At 37.5% G+C, this 18975-nt stretch carries 15 protein-coding genes; 1 reads left to right on the plus strand and 14 read right to left on the minus strand.

The window, feature by feature from the left end; translation table 11 throughout:
- Positions 1-10 precede the first annotated feature (10 nt).
- From NAF19_RS15280 to NAF19_RS15295, 4 genes are read right to left on the minus strand one after another with little or no spacing between them, the layout of a single operon-like run.
- Positions 11-784 (minus strand): SDR family NAD(P)-dependent oxidoreductase, encoded by a 774-nt coding sequence (locus tag NAF19_RS15280; RefSeq protein WP_252790935.1) that lies wholly within the window; start codon positions 782-784, stop codon positions 11-13.
- A gap of 14 nt (positions 785-798) precedes the next feature.
- A complete protein-coding gene (locus NAF19_RS15285; RefSeq protein WP_252790936.1) occupies positions 799-1965 on the minus strand; it encodes a mandelate racemase/muconate lactonizing enzyme family protein in 1167 nt (388 codons plus the stop codon).
- Between the two features lie 10 nt (positions 1966-1975).
- Positions 1976-4900, minus strand: a complete 2925-nt coding sequence (locus NAF19_RS15290; RefSeq protein ID WP_252790937.1) for a glycoside hydrolase family 2 TIM barrel-domain containing protein — start codon at positions 4898-4900, stop codon at positions 1976-1978.
- Positions 4901-4936: 36 nt separating this feature from the next.
- Complete coding sequence (locus NAF19_RS15295) at positions 4937-5653, minus strand: RraA family protein (RefSeq protein ID WP_252790938.1); 717 nt, start codon at positions 5651-5653, stop codon at positions 4937-4939.
- A 218-nt stretch (positions 5654-5871) separates the two neighbouring features.
- Between NAF19_RS15295 and NAF19_RS15300 the strand changes: the two genes are divergently transcribed.
- Positions 5872-6738 carry an AraC family transcriptional regulator gene (locus NAF19_RS15300; protein ID WP_252790939.1) on the plus strand — a complete coding sequence of 289 codons (867 nt, stop codon included), beginning with the start codon at positions 5872-5874 and terminating at the stop codon, positions 6736-6738.
- 247 nt (positions 6739-6985) lie between these two features.
- Here NAF19_RS15300 and NAF19_RS15305 read toward each other — a convergent pair whose 3' ends face one another.
- The 10 genes from NAF19_RS15305 to NAF19_RS15350 form a co-directional block, all read right to left on the minus strand.
- Positions 6986-7213 carry a hypothetical protein gene (locus tag NAF19_RS15305; protein ID WP_252790940.1) on the minus strand — a complete coding sequence of 76 codons (228 nt, stop codon included), beginning with the start codon at positions 7211-7213 and terminating at the stop codon, positions 6986-6988.
- 271 nt (positions 7214-7484) lie between these two features.
- A complete protein-coding gene (locus NAF19_RS15310; RefSeq protein WP_252790941.1) occupies positions 7485-8897 on the minus strand; it encodes an undecaprenyl-phosphate glucose phosphotransferase in 1413 nt (470 codons plus the stop codon).
- A 688-nt stretch (positions 8898-9585) separates the two neighbouring features.
- The gene (locus tag NAF19_RS15315; RefSeq protein WP_252790942.1) at positions 9586-10728 is read right to left on the minus strand and encodes a glycosyltransferase; all 1143 of its coding nucleotides are present in this window, start codon (positions 10726-10728) and stop codon (positions 9586-9588) included.
- 8 nt (positions 10729-10736) lie between these two features.
- Positions 10737-11753 carry a glycosyl hydrolase gene (locus NAF19_RS15320; protein WP_252790943.1) on the minus strand — a complete coding sequence of 339 codons (1017 nt, stop codon included), beginning with the start codon at positions 11751-11753 and terminating at the stop codon, positions 10737-10739.
- Between the two features lie 43 nt (positions 11754-11796).
- Complete coding sequence (locus NAF19_RS15325) at positions 11797-12849, minus strand: glycosyltransferase family 4 protein (RefSeq protein ID WP_252790944.1); 1053 nt, start codon at positions 12847-12849, stop codon at positions 11797-11799.
- The gene (locus tag NAF19_RS15330) at positions 12830-13831 is read right to left on the minus strand and encodes an O-antigen ligase family protein (protein WP_252790945.1); all 1002 of its coding nucleotides are present in this window, start codon (positions 13829-13831) and stop codon (positions 12830-12832) included. The genes NAF19_RS15325 and NAF19_RS15330 overlap by 20 nt, the downstream gene beginning before the upstream one ends.
- A 235-nt stretch (positions 13832-14066) precedes the next feature.
- On the minus strand, positions 14067-15263 hold the full coding sequence (locus NAF19_RS15335) for a glycosyltransferase family 4 protein (RefSeq protein WP_252790946.1): 1197 nt from the start codon (positions 15261-15263) through the stop codon (positions 14067-14069).
- A gap of 11 nt (positions 15264-15274) precedes the next feature.
- Positions 15275-16696, minus strand: a complete 1422-nt coding sequence (locus tag NAF19_RS15340) for a lipopolysaccharide biosynthesis protein (protein ID WP_252790947.1) — start codon at positions 16694-16696, stop codon at positions 15275-15277.
- Between the two features lie 27 nt (positions 16697-16723).
- The gene (locus NAF19_RS15345; protein WP_252790948.1) at positions 16724-17656 is read right to left on the minus strand and encodes a glycosyltransferase family 2 protein; all 933 of its coding nucleotides are present in this window, start codon (positions 17654-17656) and stop codon (positions 16724-16726) included.
- A gap of 289 nt (positions 17657-17945) precedes the next feature.
- Positions 17946-18968, minus strand: a complete 1023-nt coding sequence (locus tag NAF19_RS15350; RefSeq protein WP_252790949.1) for a GDP-mannose 4,6-dehydratase — start codon at positions 18966-18968, stop codon at positions 17946-17948.
- Between the last annotated feature and the right edge of the window lie 7 nt (positions 18969-18975).

The following is an 18975-nucleotide window of genomic DNA, read 5'->3' on the forward strand; positions in this document are numbered from 1 at the left end:
TTGAATACCGTTAGCTATCCTGCATTAATGCGTTCCTTCCGCCATCGAGCAAGTAAGTTGTCCCGGAAGCAAAAGCGGCATAATCACTAGCTAAAAATACACACCAGGCGCCTGCTTCCTCCGGCGTGCCTAATTTTTTAACAGGGTGAAGATCAATTGTTGGTTGCCGCTCTTTTTCAGGATCGGGAAACGAATTAAACCACTGCTGATTGCCAGGCGTATCGATAAAACCAGGCGCCAAACCAACAGTTCGTATGCGGGGGCCCCATTCTATTGCCAGGCTTCTGATCAATCCGGTTAATGCGGTTTTCGATACATTGTAAGGGAAGCATCCGGGTATGGTGCTATATGCATGATTGGAGGTTATGATAATTATAACGCCGGTGTTTTGTTCAAGATAGGGTTTACACAACTTTGCCAATTGCCAGTGTGATGCCAGGTTCAGATCAATGTTATGCTGCCATGCTTCTTCCTCGCATTTTTCAGCCCCTTCAAAAATATTCTGCCCGGCATTGGACACCAGAATATCAATACCGTTAAAGGCATCGGCCGTGTTTTTGATGAGTTTTTCCCGGTCTGTTTTTTTTGTAACATCGCAGACCGTGTGCAGTACTTTCACACCCAGTTCTTCTGTCTCCTTTACAAACCCACCATCGAGTTTCTCCAGGCCGCAGCCCGAAATATTTGCCCCGGCTTTTGCAAACATCCTTGCTATACCTAATCCGATACCTGACGAGGCGCCTGTTATCAATACTGTTTTTCCGGTAAGATCAATTTGGATCATATTATATCTTTTTATTATACATAGAACCCTGCCCTTGGTTGTAATATGCCCGGATGATTTTCCATCTCCTCCTCTACCAAATCAACACCCAGACCTGGGCGGTCGCTTAAATGCAAATGTCCATCTTTTATCATGTCTTTTATGGGATATGTAATTACTGTATCCCGCCATGCCACGTCATTAAACATAAATTCCTGCCTGAAAAAATTCGGTACAGATGCGCAAACATGGGCAGATGCTAATGTGGATAGTGGTCCGTTAGGATTATGCGGTGCCAATAGAACATTATAGGCTTCCATCATAGTGGCCATGCGTTTCATTTCAGACGGCCCACCGCAGCGGGTAATGTCAGGCATCATTATATCACAAATGTTTTTTTCCAGCACCGGGCGAATACCGTGGCGGGTATAATGACGTTCGCCAACGCAAATAGATACATTTGAGGGAATACGCTCACGCATGGCACGTAAAGTATCTGCACTTTCGGGACCTGCGGGTTCTTCATACCAGGTAATATCCAATGTGGATAAACGCTGGGCCATTTTTACTGCCACACGGTAGTTAAGCATGGCATGGGTTTCTATCATAATATCAAAGTCGGGTCCAACCGCTTCACGAACAACTTTGCTTACATTAAATGCCAGATCCTGTTGTTGTGCAGTAAGGGTAAGGTTGCTTGAAAGATCTTCGCCATACAGATAATTAGTGTGTGCAAAAGGATCAAACTTTAACCCTGTAAAGCCAGCTTCCTTTACTTTTTTTGCCTGTGCAGCATAATCATCAGCGTTATGCCCTCCGCCTGTGAACCAATAGTTGGCATACAACAAAATATTCTTCCTAAATGCGCCACCAAGCAACTCATAACAAGGAGTGCCCAATACCTTGCCTTTCAGGTCAAGCAATGCCATATCGATGCCACTAATTGCACACATACTGGCTCCATAAGGCCCTATCCAGTTAAGGTCGCGGTATAGTTTTGTCCATATGAAATCCGTCCGCATAGGGTCGAGGCCGATAATGCGCTCGCCAACATGCTTTGCTGCATTGAAAACTATGGGACTGCCCGGCCAGTTGGTGGCCTCACCAACCCCGGTATGCCCGGTATCGGTATATATTTTTAATAATGTCCAGTTGTATTTAACACCTTCAACCAACCAAACTTTTACATCTGTAATTTTCATATTTTCCAACTTATCTTACTGCGATCACTAATTTACCTTTTAAAGTATTGTCTTTTATTTTAATTCTTCCGTCCGAGTGCGGAGAACCATAAAACGGTTCCGAACCATTGTTGCAATAATCGGCTATAAGCCAGTTAATATGCTCATCCTGCAACCAACTACGCGACGCCTGTGTTGCGTCAGAAAGTATAGTAACATTATCCCCATCTTTATCCTGTAATGATGCCTGAAGGACATAGCGTTTAGTTGATCGGAAATCGTTGCTGCCTAAGTCATTAGCATCATCTTTCCAATAGCCTTTAGGCACTGCTCCCCAGTCCTCTACTTCATTCATGTGCTTTGCATTCAGTAGGGCAGTTCCTTGTGTTCTTGCAATATCGTTTTCAGGATATCCTGTAAATTCACCTTTACGCTTCCAGCTAAGCTGATCGAATGATTTTGGCAGTTGAAGCATCAACCCATACTGATAGGGCGATATATCGGCCTTTGTGTATTGAACTTCGTATTCGGTTACCAGTTTTCCATCATTTGTAAATAAATAGGTTTGTTTTCCTACACAATCAGAATAAGCAATTTCCATCGAGAATTTCAACCCGGAGTCAATTTTTTGTAAGGCAAGATTACGGGCGAATAAGGTGTATAAAGGATAGTTTTTGAGCGGATAAATATCGTTCTGATAAGTTTCTCCAGCCACATTAGGTTTCCCGCCGTCTTCCTCATTCATGGGTACCATACTAAATACTGGCCCCTGTTTCATAATTTCTGCATCGCCTTTTCGTACCGAGATGATGATCCCGGTATTTTTGCTGATGGAGTATTGTATGTTACCCTGTTCTACAAAATAGGCAGCTTCGTTTTCAGTATACGAAACCTCTGCATTTTTAACATTCGTTTCAATTGAGTTAGCGCCTGGTTCATATTTTTCTTCATCAGCAATAAAGCCTCTTGCATCTTTAAATGTAAGTTGCAGGGTCTTTACATCAACAGCCGAAATCCTTATAATGCCACTGCTACGCGGAGCAATATCCGCATTAACCGTTTGTGAAACCCCATTTACAATGGCGGTGATATTCATATCCTTTAATGATGTAAAATCGTAGCGGTTCTCTACACTTAATTCAATATATTTTTTGCCGGCCGGCGGCCAGTCAATGTGTTTTATTTTTATGGGGGAATAGGCCTTTTTCATACCAAAGTATTCGGGTTTTGGTCTTCGCCAACCATCAATTGGTCCCCAGGGGCCATAACCAACGATGCGCCCGTCAGGCATATCGAACGTATCATCAATACCGCTCCATATAGCTCCCCCAAGGCAACCTTTATGATAGTACATGGAATCGTACATTGTCTCCAGTGGTTTACCATAGCTGCTGCGGATGCCGGGGTCTGTTAACAGTTCCCTCCGGTTGTAGCAGGATATATGCGCGTATTCGCCAAAAAGCACAGGGCGTTTCATGGTATCAGATGCAGCCGGGCCATTGGTGCCCGGATAATGATACACAGCAATATCCGCCTTGCTGTGGGCATTATTATATCCACCCCAGCACTGGTCATGGAAAGTTGTCGGCCGTGAAGGATCAAGTTTTTTAACTACAGCTAAGACCTTTGCCCATAAAGGGCTCCATACTGATTCATTCCCCAGCGACCAGATGATGATGGATGGGTGATTGCGGCCTGCCAATACATTTTCAACATCGGCATTTACCATATAAGGTAAGAACCGTTCATCTTTGTAATCCCACTTTTTCCAGATGGGGGCTGCGCCATGATTGATCCAGCAAAGAGAGGCTTCACTTTCAACAAAAAGGCCCAATTCATCAGCCGCGTTTAAAAACTCTTCTGATGGCGGGTAGTGTGATGTGCGGATATAGTTACAATTGGCATCGCGAAACAGCTCAGCATCCTTGCGGTCTAATTCAGGACAAACGCTTCTACCAGTAAGCGGATAAATAGAATGCCGGTTTACACCGTGCAATTTTACGGCTTTGCCATTCACCAGCAATTGATTGCCGTTTATTTGGATTTGCCGAAACCCCAGGTTCTGACTTACCGATTGAACAACTTTATTATTTATCAGCAAGCTGCTTTTTAAATGATAAAGATAAGGGTGCTCCGGGTTCCATTGCTCGGGTTGTTTTACATCAATGGTTGTTTGTGCGTTTGCTATACCACCCTGAGCTATATTTTTTTCAATTGTTGACAGTTTTTGGAGGATTACTTTACCCGCTGCATCTGTTAAAATATATTGAAACTGAGCAGATGCCGGGGATGCAGATTCGTTGGCAATCTCTGACCTTACTTTTAAAACGGCATTTTTAAACTGCGGATCAAATGTTGTTGTTGCTATAGTCGATGCGATATTTATTTGCGGCACTGCAAAGAGAACCACTTTACGCAACAAACCGCCAACTGTATGTACTGCATATTGTGACGTACAGGCCAGCCGGTCGCTAATGGTTAATGCCTGCACTTCTACCTGCAATATATTGCCGCTGGGTTTAAGCGCATTGGTGATATCACCTTCAAAAGGCACGAAACTTCCTTCATGTTCGCCTACTTGAATGTTATTAACTTTCACCAGCGCATGGGAGCTTACACCGTCAAATCGTATTTTTATCCGCTCACCTTTCCAATCAGCGGGAATATCAAGCTTTAAGCTGTATAAAGCCGTTTCTCCTTCATTAACGGTAAATCCCTGCATTTCCCACTCACCGGGCACGTTTACGCTGTGTTTTGCTGCCTGACCCAATACCTGGAAATTCCATTTGCCATTTAACGAAATCCGGGACTGTTCAACACTTGTTACAGCCACGGGCAATGGCGACAAGCGGGGGATATTAAAATCATTTATTGTGCTTTGGCCAAAAGTAAACCCAGCATTAAAAAGAAACGAAAGCGGTAAATAAAATTTCCTGAAAAATCTGATTTGAAACATCCTGATTGTTATTGTCTTTAAATGATTACTTGTTGATTACATTATTCCGTACTTCTCAAATGCCTCTTTTGCACCCATACCTTCATTTATTTTCGTTAATACCATCCGTTCCCCCCTTGCTTTTTCTAACGCTAAAGTGAATATTTTCTCCTCTGCTTCGCCTGGAATAATACATACCCCATCAACATCTCCTAATACAATATCGCCTGGTTTAACGTTTACACCTTTAATGTTAATTGGTACGCGAAAGTCAATTACCTTGCCCCGCGGAACTTGGTCCTGGGCATAGCTACCATAGGAGAAAATGGGAAATTTTAGCGCGCGTATACCATTAGTATCCCTTGAATAACCATCAACAATTGCACCTGCCGCACCTAATTTTATAGCCCGTGCGCTCATTAATTCGCCCCAAAGCGCGTAATTGGGTGATGCCCCGCTACAGATATAAACTTCGTTCTTCTTAAGGTCATCCAAGGCCTCAAGCATTAAGCCAAAAGGTTTATTTAAAACCGAGTTATGCTTACTGCTACCAGATACCACATCAGCCTGCAGAACAGGCATTGCCCGGCCTACAATGAATGAATCTTCACTTAACGCCATTATTTGCGGGGGGAGAAACTGATTCAAAAAACCCAGTTTATCCATTATGTCGCCAACCACCGCAGTATAAAGTTCTTTGCGGACCAGACGGAACAATTCGTCGTCATTCGCCCAAAGTTTTTGAAGGTTTTGGGTGCTATTGTTATCGCTCATTTAATATGTTTTAGTTCAAATCTTTTTGCCAATTCCTTCCCGTTTTTTTTCCTTTTTGAAGGTGGATAAATATAGGATACAGCTATGCAATCATTCTAAAAGCCATTTAACAGGATTTAAAACTATTTTACCATAAATTGATCACCGTTTTAATAAATAAAGTTAATTTAGTTGCCGCGTAATATATAAAGAGCCCATTAATGCTAAGATTTTGACAATTGAAGCCTCAATTAATTGATATAAATCTATCTGGAAAGAAAACTATTCAGATAAAGAAGCTGGAGATGAATAACCTTACCAGTCCTTTTCATTTCCATAATCTTTGTGAATTGGTATGGATTGAGAAAAGCTATGGGAAACGTATAGTAGGGGACAGTATTGACAATTTTGAGGATGGCGACCTTGTGCTGATGGGGCCCAATCTGCCTCATATCTGGCTAAATGATAAAATATTTGAACAAGCGTTAAAAGGCAATAGTGTTAAAGCTACCGTTATCTATTTTCCCCCCGACTTTCTATTGAATTTAACAGACGAACAGGATATTTTAAATCCGACAGCAGACCTTATCCTGCGTTCGGCCAGGGGATTAAGGTTTTACGGTGAGACCAGTAAAAAGGTAATAAAGACCCTGTCAAACATTTCGGAAAAAGATGGATTTAAGAAAATTATATATTTTCTACAGGCCATCGAAATTTTATCAATTTCCGATGAATATAATTACCTGGCCAGTTTATCTTTTAAAAATTCATACGATGAAAAAGATACCACCAGAATTAATAAAGTGTACCAATTTCTGATGCAAAATTTTCAACGTGATATTAGTCTTAAAGAAGTAGCTGACCTCTGTAATATGACAACCAATTCATTTTGCAGATTTTTTAAATCACGCACACAAAAGTCTCTCACCCGGTTCATTAATGAATTACGCATAGGCCAGGCATGTAAATTATTACAGAATGAAGAGAACGGTATTGCTGATGTATGTTTTCAATGCGGATATAATAACCTTACCAATTTTAACAAATTTTTCAGGACAATCACTGGCAAAAAGCCGTCTGAATATAAAAAACAGTTGAAAGATTAAAGGTCAGTATGCCTTTTAAAGAAATAGAGGGCTAAGATTTTACAGTGCTTTTCATGGGGACTCCGGGGGTAAGACGGTAGAAAATCCAGAGTTTTTAAGCCGATAGGGGGATCTCGTCATGGTACGCCCAAATTCACGCTTGTAGCATCACTGTGTTTTTGCGGAAATCTTTTTCCTTGTCAGTGAATAGATGTGGTATTCGCCGTCTATGAACCGTTTGCGAAACACATTCGCTTTGTCAGGTTGTTTAATGAACGCCATCTTTCTTATTACCGTCGCCGGTATGCTGCTTTTTTAAAGCCGGCGAATCCGCAAACTTTTTTGTTGCTTCTTTTTTTGGAGTTCCGTCTTTGGAATTGTCTTTTTTTCTTACCTCCATCACGATTAGGCAGATGGCAAAGTTTAGAGCAATCACCGCAAGCGATAACATAGCGAGAAATCGCTCTAAACGTGGATTATCTTTAAGCTTCACCATGACTTAAAAGGTTATTATTTTAAAAATTTGAGTTATAACATCATTTGTTGCTTGTTCTTTTCCGGTATGTAACCAATTGAGGCCTTTATTTAGCTTGCATTTTGAAGAATAATTAAGCGCACAAAAGCAATGCTCGGCATTACGGCGGGGCATTGGTGACGTAAGCTATGTAAATAACGTTGCTGCGATAGTAATTTTAAGATTCCACTATCGGTTTGTAACCCCATAATATTATTTCATGGGTTAATATAAAGCAGTCCCACTCAGCCTGTCAGAATGCGTTTTTATCGCCTTTTAATGTTCCCCATACGGTAAGGAAAATAATACGGAGATCAAGCCATGGGCTCCAGTTCTCAATATACCATATATCGTATTTTACTCTGCTATGCATCAGTTGAGGATCAGCTGTTTCCCCACGAAAACCGTTTACCTGCGCCCAGCCAGAAATTCCAGGTTTAACCAGGTGACGAACAAGGTAATTGTGTATAACCTGCTTTGATTCAAGGTTAAGTGGGGTAGGATGAGGGCGTGGCCCAATCACTGACATTTCTCCAAGCAATACGTTAATGAACTGAGGGAACTCATCAAGATTGGTTTTCCTCAATATTCTTCCTACTCTGGTAATCCTCTTGTCGTTTTTTGAAGCTTGTTGATATTTTCCGTCTTTCTCACTTACATCCTTTGAATGCGTGTACATCGACCTGAACTTGTAACATCTGATTTTCTTGTTCTTGCGGCCCCATCTTTCCTGTATAAAGAATATTGGCCCTTTAGAATCTATCATTATAGCCAGCGCCACAATTGGAAACAGCCATGAGCATACAAATACTAAAACAAATAAGGTGAATATTATATCAAAAACTCTCTTAATCACCCTGTTATGAATATTCTCCAGCGGCTCGTCACGCAGGGTTATCATGGGGAAATCAGCGAAGGTACTGATTCGGTACTGTGAATTAATAAGTTCGTGATAAGCTGGAATGATTCTTAGTTTTACCGCGTGGTTTCCCACAATATCGGCTATGTGTTTTATTTTTTCGTTTGCGGCATTTGGCAGCGCCACAACTACTTCGTCAAATTCTGTCATATTCGTGCTCACATACTCATCAATTTTTTCAAGGTTTCCCAGGTAACTACCGTTTAGATGAGGTTTTACTTCATCATCTAAAAAGCCAACCACCTCATAACCCAGGTGTTTTTGATTTTTAATGATATCAAAAAAAGCCATGCCGGTTCTGCCTGCGCCAATAATAAGAATCTTCTTTTGAGTGATTCCTTTATAATGCAAGTAGGTCATTAATCGTCTGTACAGGATTTTTTCAAGCGGTATTAATACACATAGTAATCCTATATAAGTATAAATGAATTGCTGGAAATGACTGGTGCGATGTATTGCAAAGAAAAATATGACTACAATACACAACTGTACAAATACATTGTGAAATGTGTTAAGCATATTTTTAAAGAGCGATTTCGTATTTAAATTGTCGTAGAAATTATTACTGCTGCTACAAAAGTACCATGCCCCAACTAATAATACCAGCATCCAGAAATCAACAAGGCTGAGTTTTGCATATGCCTGCCCTGTAAACATTACAATTGCAACATAGAAACTTACAAAAATCAGGAAAACATCATTAAAAAAACGGAAAACGTCAAAATTAGAGTCTCTATTTACTATCATGACAATTTATTTTAAAGTTATACTAGTTATTAACTGTTTAATTCCCAATTGCCTAGGTTTTTTTGTTGTTATTTGGTTTAAAAAATTATTTAAATTAACTAAAATTCGCATTTTATTTCATTAGGTATAGCAAATATAGTGATTTATGGTAAAATCTTCATTTTATATAGCATTAAAATGTTGTAGTTTTTACATTTCTATAAAATTGTTAATTTTTTAATGGTATAGCATTGATAAAAATAACTTTATATATAATATTAACTGTTTTTTTAATGATTTTAAATAAAAAATATCATCATTATTTCTTTTTGTATAAAATTTGATGTGCTTTGTTAGGTAATTTGATGATTTTTAAGCGTATTTGATGGTAAATTTGAAAATAATCCTTGATGGTAGTGTTTTATATACGCACAAGAAATATTCGCCAAGGGCATTAAGGATTACATCGGTGTGTTATTCCCATTTTAAAAACGATAGTGGGCTGATAGAAATCACAATCCGCTCCATGCTAAAACGCAGTTTACGTGGTGTATTGATTTTTCAATCTTAATGATAAATCGACTTATAGAAAAGCTGGCTTGTAAAATAATGTCGTTGAAAAGAATAGAAAAACAATAAGTAGAAAGCTATTTACATACAATAAATAATGCCGCAAACAAAAAAGCATTCCCGGCATAAAACCGCAATGCTATTTTTTTACTGCTAAAACCTTTGGATTGTGTTCCTGGAATTTCGAGTGGATTAAGCCAACTATTTTATCAATAAATACTTGTTCGTCGAATTTCCTGGCATGTGCCCGGATATATTCCGGGTTAAATTGCAATGTCTCAAATTGTTTGAGTGATTTTTTTAGCGATTGCTCATTTTGCTCGTCGAAAAATAAGGCGCTGGCCTGGGAGGCATCATTTGTGTAAGGTTCCATTGTTTCCAGTACACCACCCTTGCCATAAGCAATTACCGGCCTTCCTGCCGCATTTGCTTCAAGTGGTGTTATGCCATAATCTTCCAACTGCGGAAAAATCAACGCTTTGCAATTAGCAAACAATTTAGCCAGTTCGTCTTTAGGAACTTTGCTTTTTATGGTGATATTATTATCTGCCATATCCCTGATCTTATCTGCCATTGAACCATTACCAACAACCATTAAAGGAATGTTGAGTTCTTTAAATACACTTAAAACCAGGTCTACTTTTTTGTACGGTTCAAATCTTGATACTACTAAGTAATAATCTTTGCTATCGGACGAAATATAAAAATCGTTGCACTTAACGGGGGGATTGACAATAGTAATTTCTTTATCCTCACCATAAGCTTTTTTAATTCGGCCAGCTACAATTTTAGAGTTGGCAATAAAATAGTTTATTTTCTTTGTTGAGTCTTTATCAAGCTTCCTTAAAGTTTTAATAACAAGCTGATACAGTTTTTTTTTGAAAAATGAAGCCCCTGCGATTTGAGGATACGACTCGGGTTCCCAGGCTAATCTAAAGGGGTTATGGCAATAGCAGATAACCACTGTGTTTTTGGAAATCTTAACATATTTGGCGCAAAAAGTAGTCGACATTAAAACGACATCAAACCCCTCAATCTTCATTTGTTGCATCGCCATTAATCCCAGGGGGAAAAAGTAGCGTTTCATTTGCCGCTCGGTTTTCGCTATGCGCTGATATGAACTCGTGATTATAGTTGCCGATTTAAATTCCGGATAGGTGAGGTCGGGCTGATAACAAAGGGTGTAAATTGGAGCTTCCGGAAATGCCCGGTGAAACGTAAGTGCAACCTGTTCGGCGCCGCCTCGCCGCATTAAGTCATCCTGTACTATTGCTATCTTCATGCGTTGTATTAATTGTTTTTGGTCATTCGCGCTTTTGCAAATGGCTTATATTTAATTTGCCCTGAAATAGCATCTCGTTCAACGATGCCAAATTTTTTCTCATACTGCATCTTGTCAGACATCTTCAAATCAGGCTCATCTAAAAGTTCATAAATAAATAAAGCCTGTATCATTTTATTCTTACTGCAATTATTTATAAAATCATTTAAAATTGCACTTTGAGATTCTTCCCTTCTATTAATCGATCCCCAAAATTGATTAAACTCTGTTATCCAAATTGGTTTTTTATAATTGTAGACAGCCAGGAGATCATTAACTGTATTTTGATAATCAACCGACTGTGAGTACATTTTGTTAGAATACCAATGCTGTCCAATAATGTCAAAATTAATATTATACGACTTTAGCAATTTTATAAAACCGGAATGAGTTTCGCACATATTAATAATAGTTTTTGCAGTTGGATCACTTTCTTTAACACCGTCATTCATTCCTTTCAAAAAATTGCAAATAATTTTGGATTTTGCGGAGTCATAATCAGAAGTGTCCTTTCCATCAAGCGTACGTTTTTTTAAAAGCTTTAAGTCTATTTCATTTGCTATCTCATAGTGATCAAAATATTTGCCGTATTTGGTAGCAAAGCCACCTGCCATCTTTTTCCCCAAATTGTAGGCAGTAAGCGCGTCATTACACTGCTCGTAACCATGTGGATAAAGCATTGGCAGGATTTTTAGATTGTTTTGCTGAAATACAGTCGCCAGTTCCAGGAACTTTGATTCATTAGTGATCGTTCCATTTAAATCTGTTCCTATATCCACTCTATAATATGACATGCCCAGGGATTTCAATAGAGAGGCTTGGGTAGCAACCGGGGTAGAAAGGTATACTTTGTGGTTTAGAGGGTGGCCATTAACACCTAAAATAAATGGATCGTTTACCATAGGTAAATAGAATCCCGACAACATTAAACAAATTATCAATATTCCCGATACTGAGCTCATTCTTAATACAATTGAATTCTTCATAAGTGATTAATTAATATTCGTTATATCTCCTTAAATAACTTTATTAGAGAAATAATCTTTCATAAAGTTTTCTTGCAGATTCTTCCCATGTATATTCTTTGTTTACTAAATGCCCATTTGCTATTAAATTGTTTCTTAAATGAGCGTCGTTATTTATATCTAAAATACTTTTCCTTAGTTGCTCCGGGTCCAATGCATCTACAAACAACGCTGCGTTTCGCCCAATTTCGATCATACTTGTATTATTGGCAGCAATAACAGGACAACCGCAACTCATGGCTTCAAGCATAGGTATTCCAAAGCCCTCATATAGTGATACGTAAACGAAAACAAAAGCATTTTTGTATAAAAATCCAAGTTCTTCGTCTGATACATAACCGAGAAATAAAATTTTTTTATTTTTTACGGCCTCATTTATGTAGTCGACTTTATTAAAGGCTTTATTGGCTTCACCGGCAACTACTAAATGCATATCACTATCGATCTTATTAAATGCCTCTATAATTGTCTTGAAATTCTTTCGTGGGTTTATTGATGATACGGCCAATATGTATTTTTTGTCGTTTAATTCCCAACGATCGCTAGTATCATTTGGGGAAATAGTTTTGGATACTGCGTTATTTACGACAAAAACGCTGTCGGGATTAATAGAAAAATAGCTAATTATTTCTGATTTTGAGAATTCACTTACGGTAAATATTTTTTTAGCCCTTTTTACCAGTAATGGCATCACTACTTTATAAAATAAAAAAAATTTTTTCGAAAACCATTCCTTATGTTTTAACACAGCAATGTCGTGTATCGTAATCGAATTATTATTGTAGCGTAAAGGAGCGATGTTACACAAATTCACTAATAAAGGGTTTCCGTGCTTCTTCAGCCAATCAGGCAGTTCAACCTGTTCCCAATAATAACCTGATTTCGTTCCAATAATTTTAACATTTAATTTTTCTGCTATACTTTGATGAATTATATTACCGGGAGATAAAAAAATTATATGTTTATCAAACAGTCTTAATTGCAAACATATTTCAATCGCATAACGCTGAACGCCCGTAATTTGTTGAGATAGAAATCTACAATTTATGCAAATCATAATTGAACTCAGTTGATGAAATTTCAGTATCTTCTTTTTGGGCTGCGAACCCATTAAAAGACATAAATAATGAAATAGTAATTACCAATTGACCTATCGGCGATTCCAGGATATTTGTTGTAATCCCATAGCTGAATAAAAATACGGTCATGTATTTAAATAAGTCGTCTTTCACTATTTTTAGACGTTTTGCAATCACGAAAAACAAGACGAAGGCCAAAAGTCCAAGATTTGAATACAAAAAAATAAAAAAATTGTCGCCTGGACTTGCCAACCTGGCGTTTCCATACAATTGTTTTCCTAAACCAACGTCTCCAATCCCCAATCCAAGAACATACGAGATAAAATCTTTAAACTGATGCATAATGAATGGCCATTCGTTATAAATCCTGTCTTTAAAAGATTGGTTATTAAAGAATGGAATTTCAAAATCTTTTAAGAGCCCTAACGGAAGTATAATCATTAATGCTGATAGTAAAATAACAATAGTCTTTAGCGAGAATTCTTTAAACCTTTCTCTAAAACTGTTAGTTATATAAACAAAATAAACAACCGCCAGTGAAACCAGGCACCCTTTTGTTGTGGTCAAATAAATAGAAATGAAAGCTATGGTAAATACTATATGTATTAGTACCAGGTTTTTGTATTTGCAAATTATTAATATCAAAAAGAACATCACTGCGAGCGCCGCATCGTACGATGATCTTGAAAAGCCGGCGATTCTTTCAATCCCTCCAGTCGTCCAGTCTTTAGAAACGTCGACATTGCCCCCGCCAATACTTGCGCTTGCAAGACCTTTCCAGGGGAAATCAAAATAATAATCGTAAACGATACCAGCAGAGCAAAGTAAGAAAAGTGATATGAATATCGTTTTTTTGGTAGCTATAAAATCTAAAACTTCATAGTTGAAGAAATAAAAGAAGAAAAGTGGTATAATAATGTAAAAGAAATATAATACCACTTTATAATCTGCAAGTGCCAACGAATACAATATGAGTATAACTAAGTACGAGCACAGCCAGATATTATTATTTATGAACGCAAGAAGAGATTTAAATTTGTACAGTAGAATTAAAGAAATTAAAATCAAATTAATAGCGTAAATCAATGCATCGTTACGCAAAATAAAAGAATAGAAAAATCGCAGCGGAGCCGGAAAGAAATAACTAATTATAATATAATAAACAAAAACGTTCTTTAGTATTTTCATAATAACTTTAGTCGGTTAATAAAACTTTGTAAAATACGTCTGACGTTTCCGCCAAATTTTTACTTATACTAAATTTAGCCGCATATTGCGGTCCCATGCCCCCTTTTTGCAATACTAACACCGGGGCATCGCTGATCTCAGTAATTTTATTTGTTAACTCTCCGTTTGTCGGAGCAAATAACCAACTGCAATTACTGTTATAAAGTTCCATTAATCCTCCGCGGTCGCTCATACATACCGGCACTCCGCAAGCCAAAGCTTCAATTACTACTCTTCCAAATGGTTCAAACCATAAAGAAGGTATTATCAGTACATCTATTTTTGAAAAGAAATCATTTGCTTTAACAACACCTAGAAACGAATGTTTAATATTAATCGAGTGTAATTTTGCGGAGCTTTCTTGAATCTTTTCGTCCTCACCTTTGCCTGCAAACAATACTTCAATTTTCTGGCGTACTGAACTCTTCAACGCGATGAGTTCATCAACTAAAAAATCAAATCCTTTATCAAAGCTCAATCGTCCCATATAACCCAAAGTTACCTTGCCTGCTGTAGTTATTTGGCGCTTTGGGTATTGAGACGTCGGTGTCGGCACCGCATTATAAATCACATTTGCCTCCGTCTTAATAACACCATATTGCTTATGTTTATTCAGAACGAAATCGCTTATAGCTATAAAGTGATCCGGATATTTAAAGAACGTTTTTTTTAGACTATGTGTTATCTTACAATCAATACATAATTTATCACAAGGATGACCATTTTGGAAAAGGATAGACTTATGACAAAGCAGGTAATAATCTCTAATTGTATGTACAAGTTTGAGTCGCTTGTTTTTTATTAACTTCCAAATAATAGGAGAGATCCCCTGTATATTGTTAGTGTTCGTTATGTCGGGATTGATCCTGTCAATTATTTTGCTAAGCGTGTAAAAATGAATTAAATTAAAAGAATCAACAACATGCCATACAATTTTTGCCAATGCGCTGCGTTTTTTATTGGTAAAGGTGTTATAAATGTTTTTTTGTTTAAATTGAATAATCAATACCCCATTGTGCCTGTATATTCTTTGGTGGTCACCGATGCAGATCACGAAGACTTTATGACGCTCCGCTACTAATGCCTCTGCCAGATATTGAACCGATATCTCTGCACCGCCTACAAATTTTGGATAATAAAATGTGTTAATTATCAATATTCTCATCCATTAATGAATTAAGCCCCGGTGTATTTTGATTGAATCGTAATTATTAATTTTTTAATCTCTGTTCGGCTTTCAAATAAAATGCTTAAAAACAAGGCAATTAGAACTGCGAATTTTATTATCGATATGTTAAAAAAAATGGCCGTCCATAACAAAATCGATAAAAATATTTTAGGTGCCCAAAACCAAAGCACAGCAGGTGTCTTGAAATTCAAGGTTTTGATGTACGAATAAAACATGTTAAATGTCAATACAGCCAATAAGAAGCTAAGCGCATAATATTGGGCCACGGCAATTAACGATATGGTTGAACCAAAAATAATTCCGCCAACCAAAAAAAATGCAGATACCCAGCCAGATATCATATATTGCCGTTCTTTACCCTGTAAAATTAATAATTGCCCAACCGTTGAAAGTAAAGTTTGCGTATAAATAAGTAAACCGAAGTATGGCAAAAACTGCGCTACTTTGATCCACTTTACACCCCAAAGAAGCATCACTAAATGATCTGGCACCGCAATTAAAATAAAAACGAGTGGGAAACTCAATAAAGTGATAACCCTTAATACAAAATAATATTCCTGCTCAATATCTCCACCTTCTTGTTTTAACCTCTTTAAGCTTGGAAATAAAATATTGGCAAACAGTCCTGAAATCAATACCAATGGCAATGTTAATAAAGAATAGGCCCTGCTATATAGCCCTAAATCACTTGTTCCATAAACCCGCCCAACAATCATATTATCAGAGTTTCGCGACCAGTAGTTGATTGCGTTGAAGCCGATAACGCTCGCCACAAGTTTTCTTGTATGCTTAAAACCTACTTTAATATAATTAAGCGGATAAATTTTAAAACCTAATTTTACGTTACGTTCATAAGAAATAGCCATTATAATAGCATTAACTATTTGAGGAAATACCAACGCCCAATAACCGGCCCCTAAAAGTGCTAATACAATAGTTATGCTTACAGATACAACCATGCCCAGCAACGTCACTTTCCCTATTGTAGCAAACCTAAGTTGCTTGGCTAATATCGCTCCTTGCACCAGGCTTAAACTGCGGAGTAAAAAAGTAAAAGATAATACGATGGTTGGCCAAAACAAATTGGGGTTTTTGTAAAAAACTGAAATTGGATAAGCCAAAGCAATTGTCATCAAAAATAATATTATGCCCAATAGCCATGATAAATTGTTTAACACGCGTTGATAAGTGCGTCCATAGTCGCTTCTGATTAATGCATAAGACAATCCACCGTCAGAAAAAACCATTATAAAATTTGTAAAAACAGTAATTAAACCGATCACGCCATAGCTTTCCGGGGACAATAAGCGGGAAAGTATTATGGTTGAAAGAAAATTTATGCCCTGGGATAGATAGTTGAACCCGCCAGATATTAAAATATTCTTAAATAGCCCTTTTTTAAAACTCACAATGTCCCGTATGTTTTGTTGAATATATTAGTTAAGGTATTTTTTTCTCAGAAACCCCGCCAATAGTAAAGGGAAGAATGAAATTGAAAATAATGTAGTAGCATTTTTTGCAAACGCAATATTTATGTATGCCCTGGCAAATGGTTTTATTCCAAGCTGCCGATACATTGTAAACCGCCAATATGAAACGATAAAAAATTTTGATTCAAGTAAATAGCGTTTGAAATAGTTCACCGGAAGCCTTTTATAATTATCAAAGATTTCATTCATTAAACCGTCATTTCCATATCCCCAGTCTTTCTTTTTTTCTGGTTGGGTAACCCTGGTTGGCGAACTGCTTATTCGGTAAACATTGCCCTTTAAACACCAAATACCTATCATATAAATAAACAGATAGATGTTATCGACCTTATGCATTAAATAAGAATCAAGTAAACCTTCTCTCTTTAAAACTATGCCACTTAATTGATGACCGCGATAAGAGTTACTTACAACCGCACTAAAGCCTGGATTATAAAAACAAGTAACCTCCATTTTGTCCCTCGGATCCCCAAGAACTTCATCAGCAACCGATACAGGGAAATAATTTGGAACTATCGCATAGGTGGCTTTATCCTTGCGCAGTATATCTATGCACTCAATAAAATATTCGTAACTAATATAGTCGTCGTCGCCTAAATACATCACATATTCAGCTTCACTTTTGGATAACACAAATAATGCGTTTGCTTTTAATCCGATATTTACTGGCTGATCAAAAACATGAATCGTTATATCGTGAGTATCATTAAAGTTTCTGACTATATTTTTCGTATTATCAGTTGAGCAATTATTGGATATGATAATATCAACGTTATCTAAAAAATCAGCCTTTTTTATTATTCCGTAAAGAATGTGCAAATTCTTAAGTAAAAATTCATCACGATTAAAAGTTGGGAGCAAGATACTTAGTAGAGCCATTTCAATATTTTTATAAAAGATTTGTACCCATTTATTAGTCCAATTCGTTTTTTATTTGTGTCGCAGGTTCTTTCGATGTAATAGAAAATTCGTTTAGTCGGTTGCGCAGTTAACAAAAATGTGCGCTAATACATTAGCTCAAATAGTGATTGACAATATTGCAGCCGATAACGCCCGACAAAAGTTTTCTACTATCTGATTACAAACTTCCTCATGGTTGCAAAACCAGGCCGGTGGGCGATATAATTAACCCGATATTTGTAATTGGTGCAAATACATCTGCACCTAATTATCCGGATACATCAACCCACGCTATCATTTTTTTAATGCCTTCAAGGCTGGAGACTTTTGGCGTCCAATTAAAGCATTTTTCTGCTTTACCGATGTCTGCTACAAAAACCTTTTGATCGCTTTGCCGCCAGGGCAAGTTTTTATACGTCATTTTAATATCCAGTTCATTTTCCAAAGCACTAAACAGCTCTAATAATGAAAGGCTGTTTTCCATGCCCCCACCTATATTAAACGCTTTTCCTGCTGTTTCATCAATTCTGCCGATGGAAGAGAAATAACAACTTAACAGATCGTCTGCAAATAAAATATCTCTCACTTGCTTCCCGGAACCGGATATTGTAAATGGTTCTTTAAGTCTGCTTTTTTTAATATCCAGGGCCTGTTTTACAAACCAACCCACCCAGCCTTGATCTGTGGTTGAAAATTGGCGTCCACCAAAAATTGAGGAGTGTCTGAAAACTATCGTGCGCAAGCCAAACATTTTAGCATAATCTAACATATACTGGTCTGTCGCGCCTTTCGAGCAGCCGTAAGGCGATTGAAAATCTAATGGTAATCGCTCATCAAAACCGTTGTCATATCCTATTGCTTTATAACGGGTATCAGTTTCCTGAAAGTCTATCCAATCAAAATCACCATATACTTTGTTAGTTGATGAGTAAGTAATTATAGCTTCGGGGCTATATTTTCTTGCGCTTTCCAAAATATTATTCCCACCTAAAACATTTATTTCAAAATCTAATCGTGGGTTTGCCAAAGAGGTTGTCATTGCTACCTGACCTGCTAAATGAAAGATAACATTAGGTTTGACGTCTTTCACCACCGTTTCGACGTCATTATAATTTCTAATATCCGCCGGATAATACTTAAACTCTCCCTGGGTTTTGAGCCACTCTAAGTTTTGAGAACTTCCATGACGAAATAAATTGTCCATCACAAACAACTCATCATTACGTTTTAAGATTTCAGACGCTAAATTGCTGCCAACAAACCCGCATCCACCGGTAATTAAATATCTCATAGTAATA

This window comes from Mucilaginibacter flavidus (assembly GCF_024055575.1).
GTDB classification, from domain to species: domain Bacteria; phylum Bacteroidota; class Bacteroidia; order Sphingobacteriales; family Sphingobacteriaceae; genus Mucilaginibacter; species Mucilaginibacter flavidus.

Coding starts and splice junctions, on each gene's coding strand:
- NAF19_RS15280 (WP_252790935.1), bottom strand. CDS start 784: ATGATCCAAATTGATCTTACCGGAAAAACAGTATTGATAACAGGCGCC.
- NAF19_RS15285 (WP_252790936.1), bottom strand. CDS start 1,965: ATGAAAATTACAGATGTAAAAGTTTGGTTGGTTGAAGGTGTTAAATAC.
- NAF19_RS15290 (WP_252790937.1), bottom strand. CDS start 4,900: ATGTTTCAAATCAGATTTTTCAGGAAATTTTATTTACCGCTTTCGTTT.
- NAF19_RS15295 (WP_252790938.1), bottom strand. CDS start 5,653: ATGAGCGATAACAATAGCACCCAAAACCTTCAAAAACTTTGGGCGAAT.
- NAF19_RS15305 (WP_252790940.1), bottom strand. CDS start 7,213: ATGGTGAAGCTTAAAGATAATCCACGTTTAGAGCGATTTCTCGCTATG.
- NAF19_RS15310 (WP_252790941.1), bottom strand. CDS start 8,897: ATGATAGTAAATAGAGACTCTAATTTTGACGTTTTCCGTTTTTTTAAT.
- NAF19_RS15315 (WP_252790942.1), bottom strand. CDS start 10,728: ATGAAGATAGCAATAGTACAGGATGACTTAATGCGGCGAGGCGGCGCC.
- NAF19_RS15320 (WP_252790943.1), bottom strand. CDS start 11,753: ATGAAGAATTCAATTGTATTAAGAATGAGCTCAGTATCGGGAATATTG.
- NAF19_RS15325 (WP_252790944.1), bottom strand. CDS start 12,849: ATGATTTGCATAAATTGTAGATTTCTATCTCAACAAATTACGGGCGTT.
- NAF19_RS15335 (WP_252790946.1), bottom strand. CDS start 15,263: ATGAGAATATTGATAATTAACACATTTTATTATCCAAAATTTGTAGGC.
- NAF19_RS15345 (WP_252790948.1), bottom strand. CDS start 17,656: ATGGCTCTACTAAGTATCTTGCTCCCAACTTTTAATCGTGATGAATTT.
- NAF19_RS15350 (WP_252790949.1), bottom strand. CDS start 18,968: ATGAGATATTTAATTACCGGTGGATGCGGGTTTGTTGGCAGCAATTTA.